The organism is Streptomyces sp. NPDC048277, from assembly GCF_040652235.1.
Classification (GTDB): Bacteria; Actinomycetota; Actinomycetes; order Streptomycetales; family Streptomycetaceae; genus Streptomyces.
On sequence record NZ_JBEZLQ010000009.1, the window covers coordinates 128,898 to 149,169 of the forward strand.

Below are 20,272 nucleotides of genomic sequence, written 5' to 3' on the forward strand. Positions count from 1 at the left end.
GGGCCGGACCGGTGACCAACGGCCCACTGACGACGTCGCCCGCGCGGGACACCGTAGGAGGTGCGGTTCCCGATCGACGTGCGCGAGCGACGAGGAGTGGTGTGATGGCGAAGGCATACCTGGTGGGCAGCGGTGTCGCGGCGCTCGCCGCGGCGGCGTTCCTCATCCGCGACGGCGGGTTCGACGGCGCGGACATCCATCTCTTCGAGGAGCAGTTGTGCATCGGGGGCAGCCTGGACGCGGGCGGCACGGCGGAGGCCGGCTACACCATGCGCGGCGGGCGGATGTTCGAGGCCGAGTTCCGGTGCACGTACGACCTGCTGTCCGGCATCCCCTCCCTGGACGATCCCTCGGTGTCGGTGACGCGGGAGATCCTGGCCGGGCACGAGGACTTCGCCTGGGACGACATCGCCCGGCTGGTCGACGGCGACGGCAGGATCGTCGACAACCGCTCGATGGGCTTCTCCGAGCGTGACCGGCTGGACCTGGTGCGCTGTCTGGCGGCCCCCGAGGGCCACCTGGACGGGAAGCGGATCACCGACTGCTTCGGCGAGCACTTCTTCACCACGAACTTCTGGTTCATGTGGTGCACCACGTTCGCCTTCCAGCCCTGGCACAGCGCGATCGAGTTCCGCCGCTACCTCAGGCGCTTCGTCCACCTGTTCCCCGAGTTCGGCTCCATGTCCGGCATCCACCGCACCCGGTACAACCAGTACGACTCGATCGTGCGGCCGCTGGCGGCCTGGCTGCGCGAGCGCGGCGTGACCATCCACCCGGGATGCCGGGTCACCGACCTCGGGTTCGCCCCCGGCATCGGCAGCGGCACGGTGGAGTCGATCGACGTGACCCGGGCGGGCCGCGAGGAGCGGATCGCCGTCGCCCCGGAGGACCTGGTCCTGGTGACCAACGGCTCCATGACCGACGCTTCCAGCCGCGGCACCCACACCGCTCCCCCGCCGCCGCCTCCGCACCGCTCGGACGCCTGGCTGCTGTGGCACCGGCTGGCCCGGGGGCGCGAGAACTTCGGCAACCCGGACGTCTTCGACAAGCACGTGAAGGAATCCCGCTGGGAGTCGTTCACCGTCACCGCCAAGGATCCCGTCTTCCTCGACGCGCTGGCCGACTTCAGCGGTCGCGAGACCGGCAGGGGCGGGCTGATGACGTTCACCGACTCCAACTGGCTGCTCACCGTCGTGGCCAACCGCCAGCCCGTCTACCGCGACCAGCCCGAGGGCGTCTCGGTGTGGTGGGGCTACGGCCTCTTCCCCGGCCGGGCCGGCAACAGCACGCCCAAGCCGATGGCCATGTGCTCGGGGCGGGAGATCCTCGAAGAGGTCCTGCACCATCTGCGCTTCGACGACCGGACCAGGGCCCGCGTCCTGGAGACCTCCACCGTCATTCCCTGCGTGATGCCCTACATCACCAGCCAGTTCCTCGCCCGCCGCCGCGACGACCGCCCCGAGGTCGTCCCCGAAGGCTCGGTCAACCTCGCCTTCATCGGGCAGTTCGCCGAGGTGCCCGACGACGTCGTCTTCACGGTCGAGTACTCCGTACGCACCGCGTGGACGGCCGTGTCCCGGCTCCTCCGCCTCGACAGGGAACCGCCCGCGGTCTACAAGGGCCACCACGATCCCCACGTCCTGGCGGCCGCTCTGGAGACCATGCACCGCCGCTGACGTTCTGCCCCCTGCCCCCTGGCCCCGGCCTTTCGGACCGGGGCCGGGGCCGGGGTATCCGGGACGGTGTCAGGAGGGGCTCGGGGCGATGCTCGGGCCCGCGGCACCGGTCAGGTGGACGATGTCGCCGCCGAGCCTGGGCCGGAACTCGTTGAGCATCTTCGGCTGGGCGCTGACCACCCAGCGAGTGCCGACCAGGTAGGTGCCCTGGTACATGCTGATGCTGTCCAGCCAGATCTCCTTGTACTTCTCCTCGGGGAACGTGGTGATGAGGTAGTCGCCGTCCGCGGTGTGGCAGCTGCCCTCGCGCAGTTCCTCCGCCTGGACGCGGATCCTGACCTTGCAGCCCGTCAAACTGGCGATGACCTCGACCTTGGCGGGTGCCACGACCTGGGCCTGCTGGGCGGAGACCGTCGGGGTCCTGGACGACCTGTCCTCGGCCGGTGTGTCGTCCTCTCCCCCGCCGCAGGCCGCGGTCAGGGGCAGGAGGGCCAGGCCGCCGGCGAGGGCGGCACCGCGGACCAGGCGGGCGGGGCGGGTACGGCGTTGCTGCTGGGGCACGGGGTGTCTCCGTATCGGTTCACTACGGGTGTGGGCCGGTGCGCGGAGCGTGTTCCGCGCAGCGCGCCGCTCAGCAGCGGAAGGTCTGCAGGACCGCGAGGTGACCGGGGCTCCGGAGGTCTCTCGCCGGGCGCGGACGAGCCGTCCGCGGCCGGGCGTCGTCGAGTCCATCGGCCGCCTTGACGGCCGAGGTGTCGGCGGCGAGCGGCGGTACCTCGACGAGGTGGTCCGCTCGGGGCGGCAGAGCGGGGGAATCGGCCGCGGTCCCCGCGTGGACCGAGCCGGTGCCGGTGCCTGCCTGCAGCGCCGGGGACGTGACACCGTACGACGCTGACGACGGCGCTTCCGACCGCGTTTCCGTCGTGGCTGCCGCCGCGGTCGGGGTGTACGCCTGGGCGGCGGTGTGGTGGGGCGTCGTGAAGTGCAGGAGTACCACCGCGGCCAGCAGCATCACCGCTGCCGCCATGCGCTGTATCACCACTGGACTCCCGCGTTCCCGCCCGGGCCGACGCCTGAACGTTACCGGCACCCGCCTTCCGCCCAGGTCGAACTGCCAAGGCGGGAGGGTGACATGGGCAACACGGCCTGCCCGGCGCCGGCGCCCTGCCCGGCCTCGCCCGCCACGACTCGCGGACGTCGCGGCAGGTGCGGGATCATGGGTGTCTGTCGCCCGTGAAGGAGGGGGCATGAGACGGAACCGACTGCTCGCCCCGGCCGCGGCGCTGTGCACGGCCGTCGCATTCGGCCTGGCCGTACCCCACACTGCTGCGGCCGCCTCGGATCACTGCTCCTATGTGTCGTCGGGCGTGCGGCCCACGCTCACCTACGGTGACACCGGTGCGGCCGTCCGACAGGCGCAGTGCCTGAGCAACGTCTGGGGAGGCAGGCCGCCCGAACTGGCCGTCGACGGGGTCTTCGGCTCCGTCATGCGGAAGAAGATCGAGTGGATCCAGGTCTGCCACGGTCTGCCGGAGAGCGGAGTCGTCGAGGGCCGCACCTGGCACGTCCTGTACCACCCGGCGCTCGACTGTTACGTCCCCTATCCGGCCTGACCCGACGACGCCCCGTCGCCCCCGCGCCGGGGTGGGAGCATCCTGGGACCCGGTAGTCGTCCGGGTGGCCGGGAGGTGACGGGATGCGCTGGTGGGGTACGGGGTGGGCGGTCGTCGGGGTGGTCGTCCTGGCGGCCTGCGGTGCGTCGTCCTCCGGGACCGGCTCGGGCGCGGGATCGCCGTCAGGACGCTCGACGGAGCCGTCGGGCGGCACCCCCGCGCACAGCTCTACGACTCCGGCCCCCTCGTCGGCCACGCCGGGCGGGCCGGCTACGGCATCCGCGTCGGCCCCCGCTTCGGTCTCCGCCCCGGCCTCCACCTCGGCGGGGAGCTGCGCGGCCGGACGTACGCAGGTCACCGTCTCGCCCGGTGACGCGCCCGTGCGGCGGTTGTGCGTGCGGCCCGGGGCGGTGGTGTCGCTCGTCCTCCGGCCGCGGGTCGACGACCGGCGGTGGACGGCCGTACGGAGTTCCGCGCCGGTGTTCGTGCTGGTGTCCGGCTGGCGGGTGGACGCCGACGGCACCGCGCAGGCCTCGCTGCGGTGCGCGGGCACCCGCGGGGGCACGGCCGAGGTCACCGCGTCGGCGAAGGCGCCGGACGTGGCGGGTGCGGCGGGCGTCGCCTTCACGCTGGACGTGACCGTGGTGCCGTACGGGCGGGAGGGGTGACCCCGGAGCCCCGGAGGCCGGAGCGGACCGGGGTCACCCCTCACGTGTGCGTCAACTGCAGTCGCGCACCCGGATGGTGTAGATACCGCGGCCGTGCGTGGCCGCGTACAGCGTGCTGCCGTCGGGGCCCAGCTTCAGCTGGAGCACGGCGACCGCCGGGAGCGAGCCGACGCGCTCCCACCGCGTGCGGCCCGGGGCGCGGTAGACGACGCCGAGGTCGGTGGCGACGGCGAGGCCTCCGTTCGGGGTGACGACCGCGGAGTTGGCCGGCACGTCGGGAAGGTTCGCGGAGATGTCCTTCCAGGTGGTGCCGCCGTCGGTGGACTCGAAGACATGGCCGACGCCCGCGCCGGGGCCCTCGGTCCAGTGCCGGGAGAAGCCGTTGACGGCGAGGAAGACGTGGTCGGCGTTCTTCGGGTCGACGGCGAAGCCGCTGAGGTAGCGGTTCGGCACGGTCCCGTCCGCGCCCGTGGCGGGCAGGGCGATGTCGTGCCACCCGGTTCCGTCCGCGTTGCCGACGGAGATGCCGCGGGCGAAGCCCTGGTTGTTGCAGGGGCCGCACCAGGCCGCGTACACCTTGCCGCCCGAGGCGGCGACGGCGGTCGCGGTGCGGCCGGCGCCGAGGTCGTACACGCTCTTCCACTCGTCGCCGCTGCGGATGGCGTAGCCGTGGGTCTGCACCCAGATGTGCCGGCCGCCGGCGATCCAGGTCGAGCTGTCCTTCAGGTCGGCCGCGAGCGGGGCGATGAAGCGGGCCTCGCCGGTGGCGTTGTCGGCCGGGGCGACGTTGTACGAGGTGGCTTTGGTGGCGTCGGTGATCCAACTGCCGTCGTTGACCGCGCAGTTCTGGGTCACCTGGATCGCCAGGTAGACGTATTCCTCCGCCAGGTCGCAGCCGTTGGCCGGGTCGGTGAGCGTGTCGCCGCCGTCGCCGCCGAAGTCGGAGCCCATGACGGTGTCGTTGCCGCGCAGGATCGACTGGCCGTTGTCCTGGAGGCCGCCGGTGACGGAGACACCGCCGTAGGTCAGGTCCTTGCCGATGCCCACCGAGTAGTACTGGAGGGTGTCGATGGTGCCGTCGTTGAGGGAGGTCCAGTCGGTGGCGTGCCCGGAGGTGTCCTGGGAGCCGTCGACCGGGCGCTTGTAGACACCGCCGTCGTTGCCGACGTACACGAAGCTCTTGCCGTGGTAGCGGCCGATGGCGACGCCGTGCTGGTCGGAGTGGGTGGTCTGGTTGCAGTCGCCGGTCTGCTTCGCCGGGTCGATGCTCCAGCAGGAGAAGTTGAAGTTCCAGTACGGGCCGACGGTGGACCAGGTGCCGCCGCCGTCCTTGGTCTCGTAGACCTCCTCCAGGCCCGCGTACACATGTCCGGGGTCGCTCGGGTCGACGGTGAGGAACTGGTTGTACCAGGCCTGCACGCCCGGCATGTAGCCGCTGGAGGTCAACGCCGAGCCGTCCGCGGCGAGTTGCCGGTAGTCGGCGATCTTCGTCCAGGGGCCGGACGGCGAGGCCGCCCGGTAGATTCCCTCCAGGCCGCTGTCCGGGTTGGTGTTCAGCTGCTCCGGCGACTGGTCGATGGCGTAGTAGCGGGAGCCGTCGGCGGAGCGGGCGAAGGTGACGTTGCCGACGTTGTCCGCGTCGGTCGGCAGGTCGCCGAAGCCGCTGGTGATGCGCTGCCAACTGCCCTTGGAGTCCTGGGTGTAGAAGCCGTTGTAGTCGTCACCGCTGCGCCAGCCGACCGCCAGGATCACCTTGTCCGGGTCCTTGGGGTCGATCGCGATGTCGTTGGCGATGTTCTTGTACGCGGCGGACGGGTCGCTCGCGAGTGAACCGCCTGGCAGGTAGTCGGGGTTGGGGGCGAACTCCAGTTTCCAGGCGCCGCCGAGCGTCCTGGTGGAGTGGCTCCACACGCCCTCGCTGGTGGCCGCCCACACCTTGCCGCCGCCGAAGCGCAGTTCGTGGATGGTGGTGGACTCCAGTTCGTCGCCGCCGACCCGGCGGCGGGAGGAGAAGGTGCCGTGGTGCGGGTCGGACAGGACGTAGACGCCGCTGCCGAGGTAGGCGTCCGCGTTGGTGGTGGCCTCGCCGGTGCCCAGCCAGAGCCGGCCGGCTCCGTCGAGCGCGAGCGCGCCGGTGGACTGGGAGGAGAGCCGGTCGCTGATCGGCTGCCAGTGCCCGCCGCCGCTCCTCGACCGCCATACGCCGCCGCCCGCGCTGCCCGCGTAGACGTATCCGTCGTCGTCGGCGGCCATCGCGGCCATCCGGCCCGTGACGTTGCCCGAGCCGCCGCTGGAGTTGGAGTCGATGTCGCGGTAGCGGGAGTCGTCGGAGTTGTACGGCAGGTCGGTGATGTTGCGCCAACTGCCGCCGGTGCTGGGCAGGTCGGTCAGGCTCGTCCAGGCGGCGCCGTACGCGCCGGGGGCGACGATGCCGGGCGAGGTGCGGGCCTCGGCGTACTGGTCCGCGCCCTCGGCGATCTCGTCCGCCTCGTTGCCTCCGTCGTCGTCCTCCGCCGTCGCCTTGGGGGTGACGGCGCCCGTCGACTGCGCGCGTTCGGCGGCGAGTCGTGCGAGGGCGCGCGCTCCGAACGGACTCGTCCTGCCGGACGCGGCGCCTGCGGGTGTCGCGACGAGTGCGGCGGACGCGGCGAGGGCGCAGATCGTGAGCCATCGTCTCTTACGGGTTGGTGCTGACATCAGACCTCCCAAACGGGCTTTGGCACAGCCGTCTGGGGAGACCCGACCACGGGTGGCCGGAAGCGTCCGGCCTTTGGCCAACCTTTGACCGGAACCTGTCACCGGCGTCCCGGGGTGCGTCTTACGGAGTCATGACGTGCGGGCGCGGGGGCGTGGTCCGGGGGCGGCGCGGACCTAGCGTGGGCTCATGCGTGTACTGGTCACCGGCGGTGCCGGGTTCATCGGGTCCCATGTCGTCGAGGCGCTGGCGGCGCGCGGGCACGAGGCCGTCGTGTTCGACGTGCGGGACGACCCGGGCGCCGATGTGCGCAGCCCGGTGGCGGTGGGGCGGGCGCTGCCGGGCGTGGACGCGGTCTGCCATCAGGCCGCGATGGTCGGCCTCGGGGCCGGCTTCGGGGACGCCGCGGAGTACGTCTCCCGCAACGACCTCGGTACGGCCGTGCTGCTCGCCGCGATGGCCGAGGCGGGGGTACGGCACCTCGTCCTCGCCGGGTCGATGGTCGTGTACGGGGAGGGGCGGTACGAGTGCCCGCGCCACGGCGTCGTACGGCCCGGGCCGCGTGCGGTCGCCGATCTGGAGGCGGGGCGGTTCGAGCCGGCCTGTCCGGTGTGCGGCGCCGACCTGGCGCCCGGGCTGGTCGCCGAGGACGCGCCGGTCGATCCGCGCAACGTGTACGCGACGACCAAGCTGGCCCAGGAACACCTGGCCGCCGCCTGGGCCCGGTCCACGGGCGGGTCCGCGGTGTCGCTGCGCTACCACAACGTGTACGGCCCCCGGATGCCCCGCGACACCCCCTACGCCGGTGTGGCCTCGTTCTTCCGTTCGGCGCTCGCCCGGGGGGAGGCGCCCCGGGTGTTCGAGGACGGGCGGCAGCGCCGGGACTTCGTACAGGTGCGTGACGTGGCCGCCGCCAACGCGGTGGCGCTGGAGGCGCGCTCCGCGCCGGGTGCGCTGACGGTGTACAACACGGGCAGCGGCGAGCCGCACACCGTCGGGGAGATGGCCCGCGCGCTCGCCGAGGCGCACGGCGGGCCGCTGCCGGTGGTGACCGGGGAGTTCCGGCTGGGGGACGTACGGCACATCACCGCCGACTCCTCGCGGCTGCGGGCCGAACTGGGCTGGAAGCCCGAGGTCGGGTTCGCCGAGGGGATGCGGGAGTTCGCGCGCGCGGAGTGACGAAGCGGCCTACGGCGCCGTCGGCAGGGTGACCTCGAAGCGGCAGCCGCCGGGGATGTTGTGCACGGTGGCCCGCCCCTGGTGGGCCTCCACGATCCCGCGCACGATGGCGAGGCCGAGGCCCGCCCCGGCCGGCGGGGTACGGGCGTGGCTGCCGCGCCAGCCGGTGTCGAAGACGCGGGGCAGATCCTCCTCGGGGATGCCGCCGCAGCCGTCCGTGACGGACAGCACGACCCCCTCGGGACCGCGCTCGGCGGCGACCGCGACCGTGCCGTCCGGCGGTGTCCGGCGGATCGCGTTCACCAGCAGGTTGCCCAGCACCCGGCTCATCTCCCGGCCGTCCACCTCGACCGGCACCGGTTCCACCCGGTCGCCGACCAGCCGTACGCCGTGCTCGCGCGCCAGCGGGTCGGCACCCGCGAGGGCGTCGCCGACGAGGTCGTACAGCGACATCCGGCTCGGGCTCAGCGCGAGCGTCCCGGCGTGGATGCGGGAGAGTTCGAAGAGGTCGCCGACCATGTCGTTGAGGCGCTCGACCTCGGTGCGGATCTGCTTCAGATAGCGGTCCGGGTCGGCGGCGACGCCGTCCTCCAGCGCCTCCGACATGGCGCGCAGCCCGGCCAGCGGGGTGCGCAGGTCGTGCGAGATCCAGGCGACCAGCTCCCGGCGCGAGGTCTCCAACGCACGTTCCCGCTCCCGGGATTCGGCGAGCCTCGCGCTGGTGGCCGCCAGTTCGCGGCTCACCTCGGCCAGTTCGGCGGTGGCCGGGACGGCGGGTGCGGCGAAGTCGCCCTCCTCCCCGAACGAGCGCGCCGCGAGGGCGAGTTCATGGCTGCGGGCGGCAACCCAGCGGCCCAGTATCAGCGCGGTCGCCAACGACACCACGGCCGCCATCGCGACGACCGTCGTCACCACCGACAGGTCGTGCGACGACAGGAACATCGCCCAGGCTACGGCCAGGGTCCCGGCGAGCATCGCGACCACGCCGACGGCGGCGACCACCGCGATGGACGCGGTCAGCGGGCGGCGGCGCAGCAGCCGCAGCGCGGCCGCCCCGGCGAGCCCGGTGGCGACGGCGCCGGCCAGGGCGTACAGGACGATCAGCAGGGTGTCGCGCATGTCAGGCCACCCCTTCCCGTCCGCTCGGTTCGAACCGGTAGCCGACGCCCCACACCGTCTGGATCAGGCGCGGCCGGGCCGGGTCCTCCTCGACCTTGGCGCGCAGCCGGCGGACATGGACCGTGACGGTGGACAGGTCGCCGAAGTCCCAGCCCCACACCTCGCGCATCAGGTCCTCCCTGCCGAACGCCCGCCCCGGGTTCCGCAGGAAGAAGGCGAGGAGGTCGAACTCGCGCAGGGTGAGGGCGAGTTCGACGCCGTCGCGGGCGGCGCGGCGGGCGGTGGGGTCGAGGGTGAGCCCGGCGGTGGACAGGGACTGCGCGGCGGGCGCGGGGCGGCTGCGGCGCAGCACGGACTCCACCCGCAGGACCAGTTCCCGGGGGCTGAAGGGCTTGGTGACGTAGTCGTCGGCGCCGACCTCCAGGCCCAGGATGCGGTCGTCCTCGTCGCCGCGTGCGGTGAGCATGATGACCGGGACGGGGGCGTGGCCGCGCAGACGGCGGCAGACCTCCAGGCCGTCCATGCCCGGCAGCATCAGGTCGAGCACGACCAGGTCCGGCCAGTGGGCGGCGGCGCGGGTGAGGGCGCCGGGGCCGTCGTCGGCGTGGTCGACGAGGTAACCGGCACGGTCGAGATACCCGGTGACGATCTCGGCGACGGTCGGATCGTCGTCGACGACCAGGACCCGGGCGGCACCGGTGCCGGCCCGGTCCTCGGTGAGCTCGTACGGCTGCGACTGCGGATGCTGCATGCCTCCACCCTCGCACCGGGCCGTCGCGGGTGTCGCGCCCGGAGCCGGGCACCGGTCGCGACGTCCGTGTTTCGTAAGAAACCCCGGCGGCGGGGATCCCGACTCCGACGTCCGCGTTTCGTAAGGAGCCGACGCCCGATATGCCCGGTTCACGTTCGTAGGGTGAAGCCGTGACCACCTCACCATCCTCAGCGTCGACGGACGTGGACGTCGTACTCCCCTGCCTGGACGAGGCTTCGGCCCTGCCCTGGGTGCTCGGCCGGATCCCGGCGGGCTGGCGGGCCCTCGTGGTCGACAACGGCTCCACCGACGGCTCGGCGGACATCGCCCGGGCGCTCGGCGCGACCGTCGTCCACGAGGCGCGGCGCGGCTTCGGCGCGGCGTGCCATGCGGGGCTGACCGCGGCGACGGCCGACATCGTCTGCTTCTGCGACTGCGACGCCTCCCTCGATCCCGGGCTCCTCGTGCCCTTCGTGCGGGAAGTCTCCGACGGGGAGGCGGACTTGGTGCTGGGCCGACGGCGGCCGCAGGGGCGGGGGGCCTGGCCCGTGCACGCCCGCGCCGGGAACCTCGCGCTGTCGCGGATGCTGCGGCGCCGGACCGGGCTGCGGCTGCACGACCTCGGACCGCTGCGGGCGGCTCGCCGCGAAGCGCTGCTCGCGCTGGACCTCGACGACCGGCGCAGCGGATATCCGTTGCAGATGGTGGTGCGGGCGGCGGACGCGGGGTGGCGGGTGGTGGAGCACGACGTGCCGTACCTGCCGCGCACGGGCGCGTCGAAGGTCACCGGGACCTGGCGCGGCACGTGGCAGGCGGTGCGGGACATGAGCGGGGTGCTGAACGAGCGGCCTCGGCTGCGGGCCGGTGGGGGCTGAGCGCGCAGTTCCCCGCGCCCCTGACGGGGCGCCGCAGTCGCCGGCGACACCCGGCCGGCGCCGGTAGGCGAAACCCCCCGCCCCCACTGACCAAGGAACCCCCGCATGACCACCCTCCTCGTCATCGCCAAGGAACCCCGCCCCGGCAGGGTCAAGACCCGTCTCACCCCGCCGTTCTCGCCCGAGCAGGCCGCCGCCCTCGCCGAGGCGTCGCTCGCCGACACCCTCCAGGCCGTCGCCGAGACCCCGGCGGCGCGGCGGGTGCTCGTGCTCGACGGCCGGCCCGGCCCCTGGCTGCCCCCCGGCTTCGACGTCGTGCCGCAGTGCGCGGGCGGTCTCGACGAGCGGCTCGCCGACGCCTTCGCCCGCTGCACCGGCCCCGCCCTCCTCATCGGCATGGACACCCCCCAGGTCACCCCGGCCCTGCTCACCGTGGACTTCGCGGACTGCGACGCCTGCTTCGGTCCCGCCGAGGACGGCGGATTCTGGGCGCTGGGGCTGGCCGACCCGGACCCGGCCCTGCTGCGTGGCGTGCCGATGTCCGTGCCGGAGACCGGTGCCGTCCAGCGGCGGCGGCTGGTCGACGCCGGGCTGCGCGTGCGGGACCTGCCCCGGCTGCGGGACGTGGACAGCGCGGCGGACGCGGCGGCCGTCGCCGCCCTCGTCCCGCACGGCCGTTTCGCCGCCCGGCTGGCCCGGTACGCGGCGCACAGCGGAACGGGCCGCCGATGACCACCTCGCCGCCCGTCCCCTGGACCGGCGCCGACCCCTACGCCGCCGCCCTGCGCGCCGGCCGCGGCCCGCTGTTCCTGCGCCGCACCGACGGGTGGCTGCTGCCCCTGGACGTGGAGCGCTGGTGCGCGGGCGCGGACCCGGTCGACCGGGCGGTCCTGGACCGCTGCGAGGGCGCCGTCCTCGACATCGGCTGCGGCCCCGGGCGGCTCGTCGCGGAGCTCGCGTTCCGGGGCCGTACCGTCCTCGGCATCGACGTCAGCGCCGCCGCCGTCGACCACACCGTGCGGCTCGGCGGCCAGGCCCTGCGCCGCTCGGTCTTCGAGCCGCTGCCCGGCGAGGGCCGCTGGGACACCGTCCTGCTCATGGACGGCAACGTCGGCATCGGCGGCGACCCGTACGCCCTGCTCGTCCGGGTGGCCCGACTCCTCGCCCCCGGTGGACTGTTGATCGCCGAGACGACCGAGGTGGACGTGGACGAACGCGCCCATGTCCACCTCACCGACGCCCGGGAGGCGGCCGGCGCCCCCTTCCTCTGGGCGCGGCTGGGCACCCCGGCCCTGCTGCGCTACGCGCGGGGCTGGGAGCGGGAAGGTCAGTGGACGGCCGGCGGACGCCGTTTCGTCGCCCTGCGCAGCCGACGCGCCAGCAGCAGCGCCGAGCCGCCGAAGAGTACGGCGGTGATCAGCAGCCAGCGGGTCAGGAAACCGTCCGTGGACAGGCCGGTGGCCAACCGGTAGGGCCCGGCCACCCGCCCGCTGATCAGCGGGAACCACACGAGGAGGAGCAGCGCGGAGAGCGCGGCCGGGACGCGGACGTACATCGTCCACTCCCGGCGCCCGGCACCGCCCAGCCCTCGGAGCATCGCCCGGTCGGCCAGCGCGTACAGCGGCAGCAGCACGAGGTCGTGCAGCAGGGCCGCCCCCACCACCCACAGCGCCACACCGAGCCAGTCACCGGAGAACAGCCGTACGCCCGCGTAGGCGGCGAGCGCGAACGAGCAGGCCAGCAGCAGCAGTTGGAGCGGGCTGCCGATCGGGACGCGGCGCGGCATCACAGGTCTCCGAAGGTCATCCGGGCCACCCACTTGGTGTTGAGCACACCGGGCGCGGCGGGCACGATCACGCGCGCCGGGTAGCCGTGGTCGGGGGACAGGTCCTCGCCGTTGACCTGCAGGGCGAGCAGGGAGCGCGGGTCGGCGACCTGGTTGGCGCGCAGCGCCCCGCGGCGGAAGGCGCCGTGCCGCTGGAGGGACTCGACGAGCACGTCCGGCGGGTCGCCGTCGTAGCCGACGAGGGCCGCGAGGTCGCGCAGCCGCACCCCGCGCCACCACTGGTCGGCGGTCGACCAGCCCTCGACGCAGGCGATGGGCAGCGCGGCGCTGTGCTGGGGCAGTCGGAGGAGCTGGGTGCGGCTGAGGCGGACCGTTCTGCCGTCCCGGCCCGTGACGACGAGCCGCCATGCCTCCTCCCCGGTCTCCTTCGCGTCGATCCCGGCGTACGCGGCCGTCTTGTTGATCTGGAAGCCGTTCGGTCCGCTGCCGGGGTCGGCTCCGCCGTGCGGTGCGAGCAGGGCGGTGCGGCGCCATACGCCCCCGATGCTCTGCCCGGCGGCCGTCACGAGCAGCAGCAGGGACGCGCCGCCGACGAACCACAGCGCCCCGCGCCGGGAGACGGTGGGCGTGTCCGGCCGGGACGACTCCAACTCACCTTCGTCCCGAGGCCCTTGCCGTTGCCCTTGCCGTTGCCCTTGCCCTTGCCCTTGCCGCTGCCGGACCGCCCGCAGGGCCGTCGGCGTCTTCAGCGCGGCGTGCGCCAGGAACGCGGCGAAGAACACCCAGGCGCCGTAGAAGTGCAGGGGGTAGAAGGAGCCGGGGAAGACGTAGTCGAGCTGGACGTTGAGGACGCCGGTCGTGAACTCGAACAGGCCGCCGCCGACCAGCAACAGCAGCGAGATCCGCTCCAGGGCGTGGGCGAGCGAGCGGGCCGGGGGCAGGGTGAACAGCTTCGGCACCACCGACCACAGCTTGGCGAGCAGCACCGGGATCAGGGCGATACCGAGGGTGACGTGCAGGCCCTGGGTGACCCGGTAGAGCCAGTAGGGGTTCGTGGGCCAGGCGAAGAGGTAGAAGCCGAGGACGCCCTTGTCCGGGGTCTGGTCGTTCACCGGGGCGAGGTCCGGGTTGTAGGCGGCGTAGGACAGCAGTCCCGTGACGAACAGCACGGTGACGCCGACGAGCAGCACGAGGCCGAGCACCGAGGTGAACCAGGTGCCGCGCAGCGGGCTGCGCCAGAAGCCGGGTGATGAGGGAAGCCGTGGGTCGTCGTGTCGCATGATCCGACGGTAGGCCGGTGACACCCCGGGAAAGGGCGCACGACCCATGACGAAAGTCTGACGTCAGCCGCCTGATCCAACCTCCGGCACGCTCGCCGACCTAGCGTTCCGGTGTGACCCGCGCTCCCCGCCGTGACCGGTACGCCGATCGATACGCCGGTCGGTACGCCGGCCCGGATGCCCATCGGTACCCCGGCCTGTATGCCGATCTGTACGCCGTCCTCGCCGCCGCCCTGCTCGTGCTCGTCGCCGTACTGGTCGGCCGGCACCTCCAGGACACCTACCGCACGCTGTTCGTGCACTGGCCGCCGCTGTTCGCCGACTGGGACCCGCACCTGGGTCCGGGCACCCCGGCGGCGCTCCTGGTCGCGGCCGCCGTGGTGGCGTACGGTCCGGGCCTCGCCGTACGGCTGCCCTGGCGCGGGCTGCTCGCCGCGGCCTGGGGCGCCTGCCTGGCCTGGACGTGGTCGCTGGCGCTGGTCGACGGCTGGCGGCGGGGGGTGGCCGGCCGGCTCACCTCCCCCAACGAGTACCTCACGGTCATCGGCCGCTTCCACGACATCCCGGCGGCCCTGCGCGACTTCACCCACCACATCGTGAGCGGCACCCCGGCCCCGTGGCCCGCCCATATCGCCGGGCATCCGCCGGCGGCCACGCTCACCTTCGTCCTGCTGGACCGGATCGGGCTGCGCGGCGGCGGCTGGGCGGGGGCCTGGTGCATCACCGTCGGGTCCACGGCCTGTGTCGCCGTGCTGGTCGCGGTGCGGGCGCTGGCCGGTGAGCGGCTCGCCCGGCGGGCCGCGCCGTTCCTGGTCATGGCCCCGGCCGCGGTGTGGGTGGGCGCCTCGGCCGACGGGTACTTCGCGGCGGTCGCCGCCTGGGCGGTGGCGCTGCTGGCACTGGCGGTGAGCGGGGGGTCCGGGCGGTCCCTGGCATGGGCGGCGGGTGCCGGGCTGCTGTACGGCCTGACCTGCTACCTGTCGTACGGCCTGACGCTCTTCGCGCTGATCGGGGCGGCGGTGCTGGTGCTCGGCCGACGCGAGGTGCGCGCCCGGCCGGTGGTCCTCGCGCCGCTGGTGGCCGGGGCGGCGGTCGTCCCCGTCGCGTTCACGCTCGCCGGGTTCGACTGGTGGGAGGGGTACCGGCTGCTGGTCACCCGCTACTACCAGGGCATCGGCGGCACCCGTCCGTACGGGTACTGGGTGTGGGCCAACCTGGCCTGCACGGTGCTGATCACCGGCCCGGCGACGGCGGCGGGGCTGCGGCGGGCGGGCGCGACGCTGATCCACCGCCGTACGGCCCCCTCCCATCGGACGCGCCTCGCGTTCCTCGTCGCGGCCGCCCTGCTCGCCCTGCTGATCGCCGACCTGTCCGGGATGAGCAAGGCGGAGACGGAACGCATCTGGCTGCCGTTCGCGATGTGGCTGCTCCCGGCCTGCGCGTTCCTGCCCCGGCCGCGGGTCTGGCTCACGGCGCAGGCGCTGCTCGGGCTGCTGCTGAACCATCTGCTGTTCACCGGCTGGTGACTCCTGCGGTTCCGCTGAACGCCGGTTTCAATGAACGCCGGTTCCACCGAACGCCGTCGTCCGGATATCGCCGTTTGCCGGTCCGCCCTTCCGGCTAGGTTGCCCAAGGCATCCAAATTGCTCACGCAAAACGGCTTTCGCAGACCGGAGGCACGCATGACCGAGACACTGCCCGAACCCCGAACCGACGCACCCGACTTCCCGATGGCCCGGTCCAGCGGCTGCCCCTTCGACCCGCCTTCACAGCTGCGCACCCTCCAGCAGGAGAAACCGCTGTCCAAGGTGCGGCTGTGGGACGGCAGCACCCCCTGGGTCGTCACCCGGCACGACCAGCTGCGCACCCTGCTCGGCGATCCCCGGATCAGCTCCGACGCCACCCTGCCCGGCTACCCGCACCGCTCGGCGGGCAGCAAGGCGGGCGAGGAGCACCGCCGCACCTTCATCACCATGGACGATCCGGACCACGCCCGGATCCGCCGGATGGTGACGGCGCCCTTCGCGATCAGGCGGATGGAGGCCCTGCGCCCGGCGGTGCAGACGATCGTCGACGACCTGATCGACGCGATGCTGGCCGGGCCGAAGCCGGTGAACCTGGTGCAGGCGTTCGCGCTGCCGGTGCCGTCATTGGTGATCTGCGAGCTGCTGGGCGTGCCCTACGAGGACCACGACTTCTTCCAGCGCAACACCAAGATCATCGTGCACCACGGCTCCGCGCCGGAGGCGGTCGTCCAGGCGCTCGAGGACCTCGCGGACTACCTCGACCGGCTCCTCACCGCCAAGCGCGCGAACCCCGCCGACGACCTGCTCTCCCACCTGCTGGCGGAGCGCGTGGACACGGGTGAGATGACCCAGCGCGACGCCGCCCGGATGGGGGTGCTGCTGCTCGGCGCCGGCCATGAGACGACCGCGAACATGATCGCCCTCGGCACCCTCGCCCTGCTGGAGCACCCGGAACAACTCGCCGCCCTGCGCGCCACGGAGGACCCGAAGCTGGTCGCGGGGGCCGTGGAGGAGCTGCTGCGCTACCTCACCATCGCCCACTCGGGGCGGCGGCGGGTGGCGCTGGAGGACATCGAGATCGACGGCGCGACGATCCGGGCGGGCGACGGCGTGGTCCTCACCGGCGACATCGCCAACCGTGACCCGGCCGCCTTCCCGGACCCCGACCGCCTCGACATCACCCGGGACGCCCGCAGCCATGTCGCCTTCGGGTTCGGTGTGCACCAGTGCCTCGGCCAGCCGCTGGCCCGCCTCGAACTCCAGGTCGTCTACAGCACCCTCTACCGGCGCATCCCCACCCTGGCCCTGGCCACCGGCACCGACCGGCTGCGCTTCAAGGGCGACGGAGCGGTCTACGGCGTCTACGAACTCCCCGTCACCTGGTAGCAGTTGTCCCCGCACGGCCGACGAGAAACGAGCCCCCCATGCAGGTGGAAGTGGACCAGCCCCGGTGTGTCGCGTCCGGGCAGTGCGTCCTGATGGCACCCGACGTCTTCGACCAGGACGACGACGGCATCGTGGAGTTGCTGAGCGAGCGCCCGGCCGCGGAACAGTACGAGGGAGTCAGGGAGGCCGCGGCGATCTGCCCCGCCGCGGCGATCCGGCTAACCGAGGACTGACGGACCCACGCCCGCCGCGCGCGCCCCGGCCGCCGCGGTGAGCTGCAGGAGAAGCCCCGCCAGCGCCGTCCCGTCGTCGACCGCGTCGAGCAGCCCGGTCTGGTCCGCGTGGACGCGGCGGGCGGCGCGGGCGTGGAGGTCCTGGCCCCGCTCGGTGAGGTAGAGCAGGACGCGGCGGCGGTCGTGGGGGTCGGGGCGGCGGTGCACGAGGTTGTCCGCGACCATGCGGTCGACGAGCTTGGTCAGGCTGGGCGCCGGCATCAGGGCGTGGTCGGCGATCTCGGTCATCGGATGCCCCCGGCCGTCGCCGACGAGCGAAAGGACCCGCCACTCCTCGACAGTGCAGTCCTCCTCGGCCAGCACCCCGGCCAGCCACCGCACGACGCGCCGCTCGGCATGGCTGAGGAGGTGGGCGAGGTCCGGCGAGGAGGGTACGGACGGCATTGCCGGTGTCCTTCCGGTAGGTCTACTGTGCGCGCAGAATACGAGTCTTGGCGAGGGCGCCGGGGCCCGGGACCGGAATCCGCGTTCCCCATGCCCGCACGGAGGTGGCCCGATGCGTCCGGCGCCCCCGCGCGACACCTCGCAGACACCGCTGCTCCTCGCCCTGGTCGTCCCCCTGCAGGGCCCGGCGGGCGTTCTCGGGCCGTCCTGCGAGTCGGCCGCGCGGCTGGCGGTGGAGGAACTCAACGCCGTGGGTGGGGTGTTGGGCCGGGAGGTCCGGCTGGTCACGGTGGACGGCGGGGCGCCGCCGGCGCGGGTGGCGGCCGAGGTCGGGACGCTGGTCTCGCTGGGCGCCGTGGACGGGGTGGTGGGCTGGCACACCTCGGCGGTACGGCAGGCGCTGCTGCCCCGTGTCGCGGGCCGGGTGCCGTATGTGTACACCGCGCAGTACGAGGGCGGCGAGCGGACTCCCGGCGTCTTCCTGACCGGTGAGACCGATGCCGCCCAACTGCTGCCCGCGATGCGGCTGCTGGCGGAGGCGGCCGGGGTGCGGCGCTGGTGCACGGTGGGCAACGACTACGTGTGGCCGCGGGTGACCGCCCGTGCGGCCCGCGGGTATGCGCGGGAGTGCGGCGGCCGGGTGCGGGACGAGGTGTTCGTGCCGCTGGGGACGGAGGAGTTCGGGCCGGTCCTGCGCCGTATCGAGCGGTGCGAGGCGGACGCGGTCCTGATGCTGCTGGTCGGGGCGGACGCGGCCCGCTTCAACCGGGCGTTCGCCGCGTACGGGCTGCAGCAGCGGTGTCTGCGGCTGAGCACCCATATGGACGAGAACATCCTGCTGGCCACCGGCGCCGAGGCCACCGACGGGCTCTGGGCGACGGCCGGTTTCTTCGAGACCCTCGCGACGGCCGAGAGCCTCGACTTCGGCGCCCGCTACGCGGCCCGGTTCGGTGTGCACGCGCCCGTGGTGGGCAGCCTGGGCGAGTCGTGCTTCGAGGGGGTCCGGCTGCTGGCGGCGCTGGCCGAGCGGGCGCGGTCGCTGGACGTGCGGGCGATGTGCGCGGTCGGGGACGAGGTGTCGTACGAGGGCCCGCGCGGTGTCGTACGGCTCGACGGCAACCATCTCGCCCAACGGCTGTACCTGGCGCGGGCGGACGCGTTCGACTTCCACATCGTCGCCCAACTCTGAGACCGCGCCCCATAGTTGCCGATACTTCCCACGGGAAGTATCAAGGTTTGTCTTTTAAAGCGGGTGAAACGTTCGGGAAACAGCGTGCCGCGACTCTTCCGTGCAAACGACCGGGGACGAGAGAGGGAAGAGTCGTGACGGAGATCGTCGGCAAGGAGGCGCCGCCCGCCGCGGCGGAAGGCCGGACGGACGGCAAACGGACGTACAACGACTGGGCGCAGAACGACACCCTGGAGGACTACTCGCTGCGCTACGCGCCGAAGTCCTTCCGCCGCTGGACCCCGTATGTGGTGGCCACCACCGCGCTGGGCGGCATCGCCTATCTCGCGGACTTCGCCATCGGCGGCTCGATCGCCATCTCCAACGGCTTCTCCAGCGCGATGGTGGCGATCCTGACCGCTGCGGTGGTCATCTTCCTCACTGGCATCCCGATCTCGTACTACTCGGCCAAGTACTCCATCGACATGGACCTGTTGACCCGGGGCGCGGGCTTCGGCTACCTCGGCTCGACGCTCACCTCGGTCATCTACGCCAGCTTCACCTTCATCTTCTTCGCCCTCGAAGGCTCGATCATGGCGCAGGCGTTGGAGCTCGGCCTGCACATCCCGCTCGCCGTCGGCTACCTGATCTGCTCCCTCATCATCCTGCCGCTGGTCATCTACGGCATGACCGCGCTGTCGAAGTTGCAGGTGTGGACGCAGCCGGTGTGGCTGGTGCTGATGGTCGCGCCGTTCGTGTCCATCGCGATCCAGGAGCCGGGGAAGTTCTCGGAGTTCACGCACTTCGCGGGCAACTCGCCCACCGGGTCGGGCATCAGCATGCTCGGGGTCGGCGCGGGCGCGGGTGTGGCGCTGTCGCTGATCGCGCAGATCGGTGAGCAGGTCGACTATCTGCGGTTCATGCCGGACAAGACGCCGGAGAACGGGAAGAAGTGGTGGGCGGCGGTGCTCTCCGCCGGTCCCGGCTGGGTGGTGCTCGGTGCGGCCAAGCAGATCGGCGGTGCCTTCCTCGCCTTCTACATCGCCGGCAGCGTGGGCCTGGCCAAGGCCAACGAGCCGATCCAGCAGTACGTGTCCGGCTTCAAGACGTTCGCGGCGCCCGTCGCGCTGGGCCTGGCCACGTTCTTCGTGATCCTCTCCCAGATAAAGATCAACTCGACGAACGCGTACTCCGGTTCGCTGTCCTGGTCGAACTTCTTCTCCCGGCTGACACACCGTCACCCCGGGCGCGTCGTCTACATCTTCCTCAACGTCGGCATCGCTCTGGCCCTGATGGAGGGCGGTGTCTTCGGCTTCCTGAACACCGTGCTCGGCTTCTACTCCAACGTGGCGATCGCCTGGATCGGCGCGGTCGTCGCCGACCTGGTCATCAACAAGCCGCTGAAGCTGAGCCCGTCGTACATCGAGTTCAAGCGCGCCCATCTGCACAACTTCAACCCGGTGGGCTTCGGCTCGATGCTGATCGCGTCGGCGGTCTCGATCGCCGCGTACTTCAACGCCTTCGGGGAGTACGGCAAGGCGTACTCGCCGTTCATCGCGCTGTTTCTGGCGATGGTCCTCTCGCCGCTGTTCGCGGTGCTGACCAAGAGCAGGTACTACATCGCCCGCGTCGACGACCTCGCGGAGCCGCTCCTCGGCGCCGACGGGCTGCCGTCGGCGGCCGTGCTGACCTGCACGGTGTGCGCGACCGGCTTCGAGCGGCCGGACGTGGCGGGCTGCCCGTTCCACTCGGGGGCGATCTGCTCGCTGTGCTGCAGCCTGGAGAAGGACTGCCACGACTCCTGCAAGACCGGGGCTGGCACCGGGCCGGTCGCGCTCGCCATGCCGACGGTACGGTCCGCGGACTGACCGTT

General features: G+C 72.8%; 20 protein-coding genes. 13 read left to right on the top strand and 7 right to left on the bottom strand.

Going from position 1 to position 20,272, the window contains the following annotated elements; all coding sequences use genetic code 11:
* Nucleotides 1–104: 104 nt before the first annotated feature.
* A complete protein-coding gene (locus AB0D85_RS20975) occupies nucleotides 105–1,676 on the top strand; it encodes an oleate hydratase (RefSeq protein WP_362322204.1) in 1,572 nt (523 codons plus the stop codon).
* 69 nt (nucleotides 1,677–1,745) lie between these two features.
* On the opposite strand, the gene AB0D85_RS20980 is transcribed toward AB0D85_RS20975, so the two are convergent.
* Together AB0D85_RS20980 and AB0D85_RS20985 are read right to left on the bottom strand one after the other, a co-directional pair.
* Entirely contained in the window at nucleotides 1,746–2,237 is a 492-nt protein-coding gene (locus AB0D85_RS20980) for a hypothetical protein (protein ID WP_362322206.1), read from the bottom strand.
* Between the two features lie 70 nt (nucleotides 2,238–2,307).
* Nucleotides 2,308–2,703 carry a hypothetical protein gene (locus AB0D85_RS20985; protein ID WP_362322208.1) on the bottom strand — a complete coding sequence of 132 codons (396 nt, stop codon included), beginning with the start codon at nucleotides 2,701–2,703 and terminating at the stop codon, nucleotides 2,308–2,310.
* 220 nt (nucleotides 2,704–2,923) lie between these two features.
* Between AB0D85_RS20985 and AB0D85_RS20990 the strand changes: the two genes are divergently transcribed.
* The 3 genes from AB0D85_RS20990 to AB0D85_RS21000 all read left to right on the top strand — a co-directional run bounded on the left by AB0D85_RS20990 (nucleotide 2,924) and on the right by AB0D85_RS21000 (nucleotide 3,957).
* Complete coding sequence (locus AB0D85_RS20990; protein ID WP_362322210.1) at nucleotides 2,924–3,289, top strand: peptidoglycan-binding domain-containing protein; 366 nt, start codon at nucleotides 2,924–2,926, stop codon at nucleotides 3,287–3,289.
* 103 nt (nucleotides 3,290–3,392) lie between these two features.
* Nucleotides 3,393–3,662, top strand: coding sequence for a hypothetical protein (locus AB0D85_RS20995; RefSeq protein WP_362322212.1), 270 nt, complete (start codon nucleotides 3,393–3,395; stop codon nucleotides 3,660–3,662).
* A gap of 40 nt (nucleotides 3,663–3,702) precedes the next feature.
* Complete coding sequence (locus AB0D85_RS21000; RefSeq protein ID WP_362322214.1) at nucleotides 3,703–3,957, top strand: acetyl-CoA synthetase; 255 nt, start codon at nucleotides 3,703–3,705, stop codon at nucleotides 3,955–3,957.
* Nucleotides 3,958–4,008: 51 nt separating this feature from the next.
* Here the strand turns inward: AB0D85_RS21000 and AB0D85_RS21005 are convergent, their stop codons facing one another.
* A complete protein-coding gene (locus tag AB0D85_RS21005) occupies nucleotides 4,009–6,654 on the bottom strand; it encodes a glycosyl hydrolase (RefSeq protein ID WP_362322216.1) in 2,646 nt (881 codons plus the stop codon).
* Between the two features lie 187 nt (nucleotides 6,655–6,841).
* Here AB0D85_RS21005 and AB0D85_RS21010 point away from each other — a divergent pair, with 187 nt between their 5' ends.
* Nucleotides 6,842–7,831, top strand: coding sequence for an NAD-dependent epimerase/dehydratase family protein (locus tag AB0D85_RS21010; protein WP_362322218.1), 990 nt, complete (start codon nucleotides 6,842–6,844; stop codon nucleotides 7,829–7,831).
* 9 nt (nucleotides 7,832–7,840) lie between these two features.
* Here AB0D85_RS21010 and AB0D85_RS21015 read toward each other — a convergent pair whose 3' ends face one another.
* Complete coding sequence (locus AB0D85_RS21015) at nucleotides 7,841–8,950, bottom strand: HAMP domain-containing sensor histidine kinase (RefSeq protein ID WP_362322220.1); 1,110 nt, start codon at nucleotides 8,948–8,950, stop codon at nucleotides 7,841–7,843.
* Nucleotide 8,951: 1 nt separating this feature from the next.
* A complete protein-coding gene (locus AB0D85_RS21020) occupies nucleotides 8,952–9,701 on the bottom strand; it encodes a response regulator transcription factor (protein ID WP_362322222.1) in 750 nt (249 codons plus the stop codon).
* Nucleotides 9,702–9,871: 170 nt separating this feature from the next.
* Between AB0D85_RS21020 and AB0D85_RS21025 the strand changes: the two genes are divergently transcribed.
* The 3 genes from AB0D85_RS21025 (at nucleotide 9,872) to AB0D85_RS21035 (ending at nucleotide 12,048) form a co-directional block, all read left to right on the top strand.
* Nucleotides 9,872–10,576: a glycosyltransferase family 2 protein gene (locus AB0D85_RS21025; RefSeq protein WP_362322224.1), complete on the top strand. Its 705-nt coding sequence runs from the start codon at nucleotides 9,872–9,874 to the stop codon at nucleotides 10,574–10,576.
* Between the two features lie 105 nt (nucleotides 10,577–10,681).
* The gene (locus AB0D85_RS21030; RefSeq protein WP_362322226.1) at nucleotides 10,682–11,308 is read left to right on the top strand and encodes a DUF2064 domain-containing protein; all 627 of its coding nucleotides are present in this window, start codon (nucleotides 10,682–10,684) and stop codon (nucleotides 11,306–11,308) included.
* On the top strand, nucleotides 11,305–12,048 hold the full coding sequence (locus tag AB0D85_RS21035) for a class I SAM-dependent methyltransferase (protein WP_362322228.1): 744 nt from the start codon (nucleotides 11,305–11,307) through the stop codon (nucleotides 12,046–12,048). The genes AB0D85_RS21030 and AB0D85_RS21035 overlap by 4 nt, the downstream gene beginning before the upstream one ends.
* A 313-nt stretch (nucleotides 12,049–12,361) precedes the next feature.
* On the opposite strand, the gene AB0D85_RS21040 is transcribed toward AB0D85_RS21035, so the two are convergent.
* Entirely contained in the window at nucleotides 12,362–13,642 is a 1,281-nt protein-coding gene (locus AB0D85_RS21040; RefSeq protein WP_362322230.1) for a molybdopterin-dependent oxidoreductase, read from the bottom strand.
* 197 nt (nucleotides 13,643–13,839) lie between these two features.
* On the opposite strand from AB0D85_RS21040, the gene AB0D85_RS21045 reads away from it, so the two are divergent.
* The 3 genes from AB0D85_RS21045 (at nucleotide 13,840) to AB0D85_RS21055 (ending at nucleotide 16,787) form a co-directional block, all read left to right on the top strand.
* The gene (locus AB0D85_RS21045) at nucleotides 13,840–15,168 is read left to right on the top strand and encodes a hypothetical protein (protein WP_362322600.1); all 1,329 of its coding nucleotides are present in this window, start codon (nucleotides 13,840–13,842) and stop codon (nucleotides 15,166–15,168) included.
* Nucleotides 15,169–15,324: 156 nt separating this feature from the next.
* Nucleotides 15,325–16,554 (top strand): cytochrome P450, encoded by a 1,230-nt coding sequence (locus tag AB0D85_RS21050; RefSeq protein WP_362322232.1) that lies wholly within the window; start codon nucleotides 15,325–15,327, stop codon nucleotides 16,552–16,554.
* Nucleotides 16,555–16,592: 38 nt separating this feature from the next.
* Nucleotides 16,593–16,787 (top strand): ferredoxin, encoded by a 195-nt coding sequence (locus AB0D85_RS21055; RefSeq protein ID WP_362322234.1) that lies wholly within the window; start codon nucleotides 16,593–16,595, stop codon nucleotides 16,785–16,787.
* On the opposite strand, the gene AB0D85_RS21060 is transcribed toward AB0D85_RS21055, so the two are convergent.
* Entirely contained in the window at nucleotides 16,773–17,231 is a 459-nt protein-coding gene (locus tag AB0D85_RS21060) for a MarR family transcriptional regulator (RefSeq protein ID WP_362322236.1), read from the bottom strand. The two genes, AB0D85_RS21055 and AB0D85_RS21060, sit on opposite strands and share 15 nt — an antisense overlap.
* 112 nt (nucleotides 17,232–17,343) lie before the next feature.
* Here AB0D85_RS21060 and AB0D85_RS21065 point away from each other — a divergent pair, with 112 nt between their 5' ends.
* Both AB0D85_RS21065 and AB0D85_RS21070 read left to right on the top strand, forming a co-directional pair.
* Nucleotides 17,344–18,420, top strand: coding sequence for a substrate-binding domain-containing protein (locus AB0D85_RS21065; protein ID WP_362322238.1), 1,077 nt, complete (start codon nucleotides 17,344–17,346; stop codon nucleotides 18,418–18,420).
* A 134-nt stretch (nucleotides 18,421–18,554) separates the two neighbouring features.
* Nucleotides 18,555–20,267 (top strand): hypothetical protein, encoded by a 1,713-nt coding sequence (locus tag AB0D85_RS21070; RefSeq protein WP_362322240.1) that lies wholly within the window; start codon nucleotides 18,555–18,557, stop codon nucleotides 20,265–20,267.
* Nucleotides 20,268–20,272: the final 5 nt, after the last annotated feature.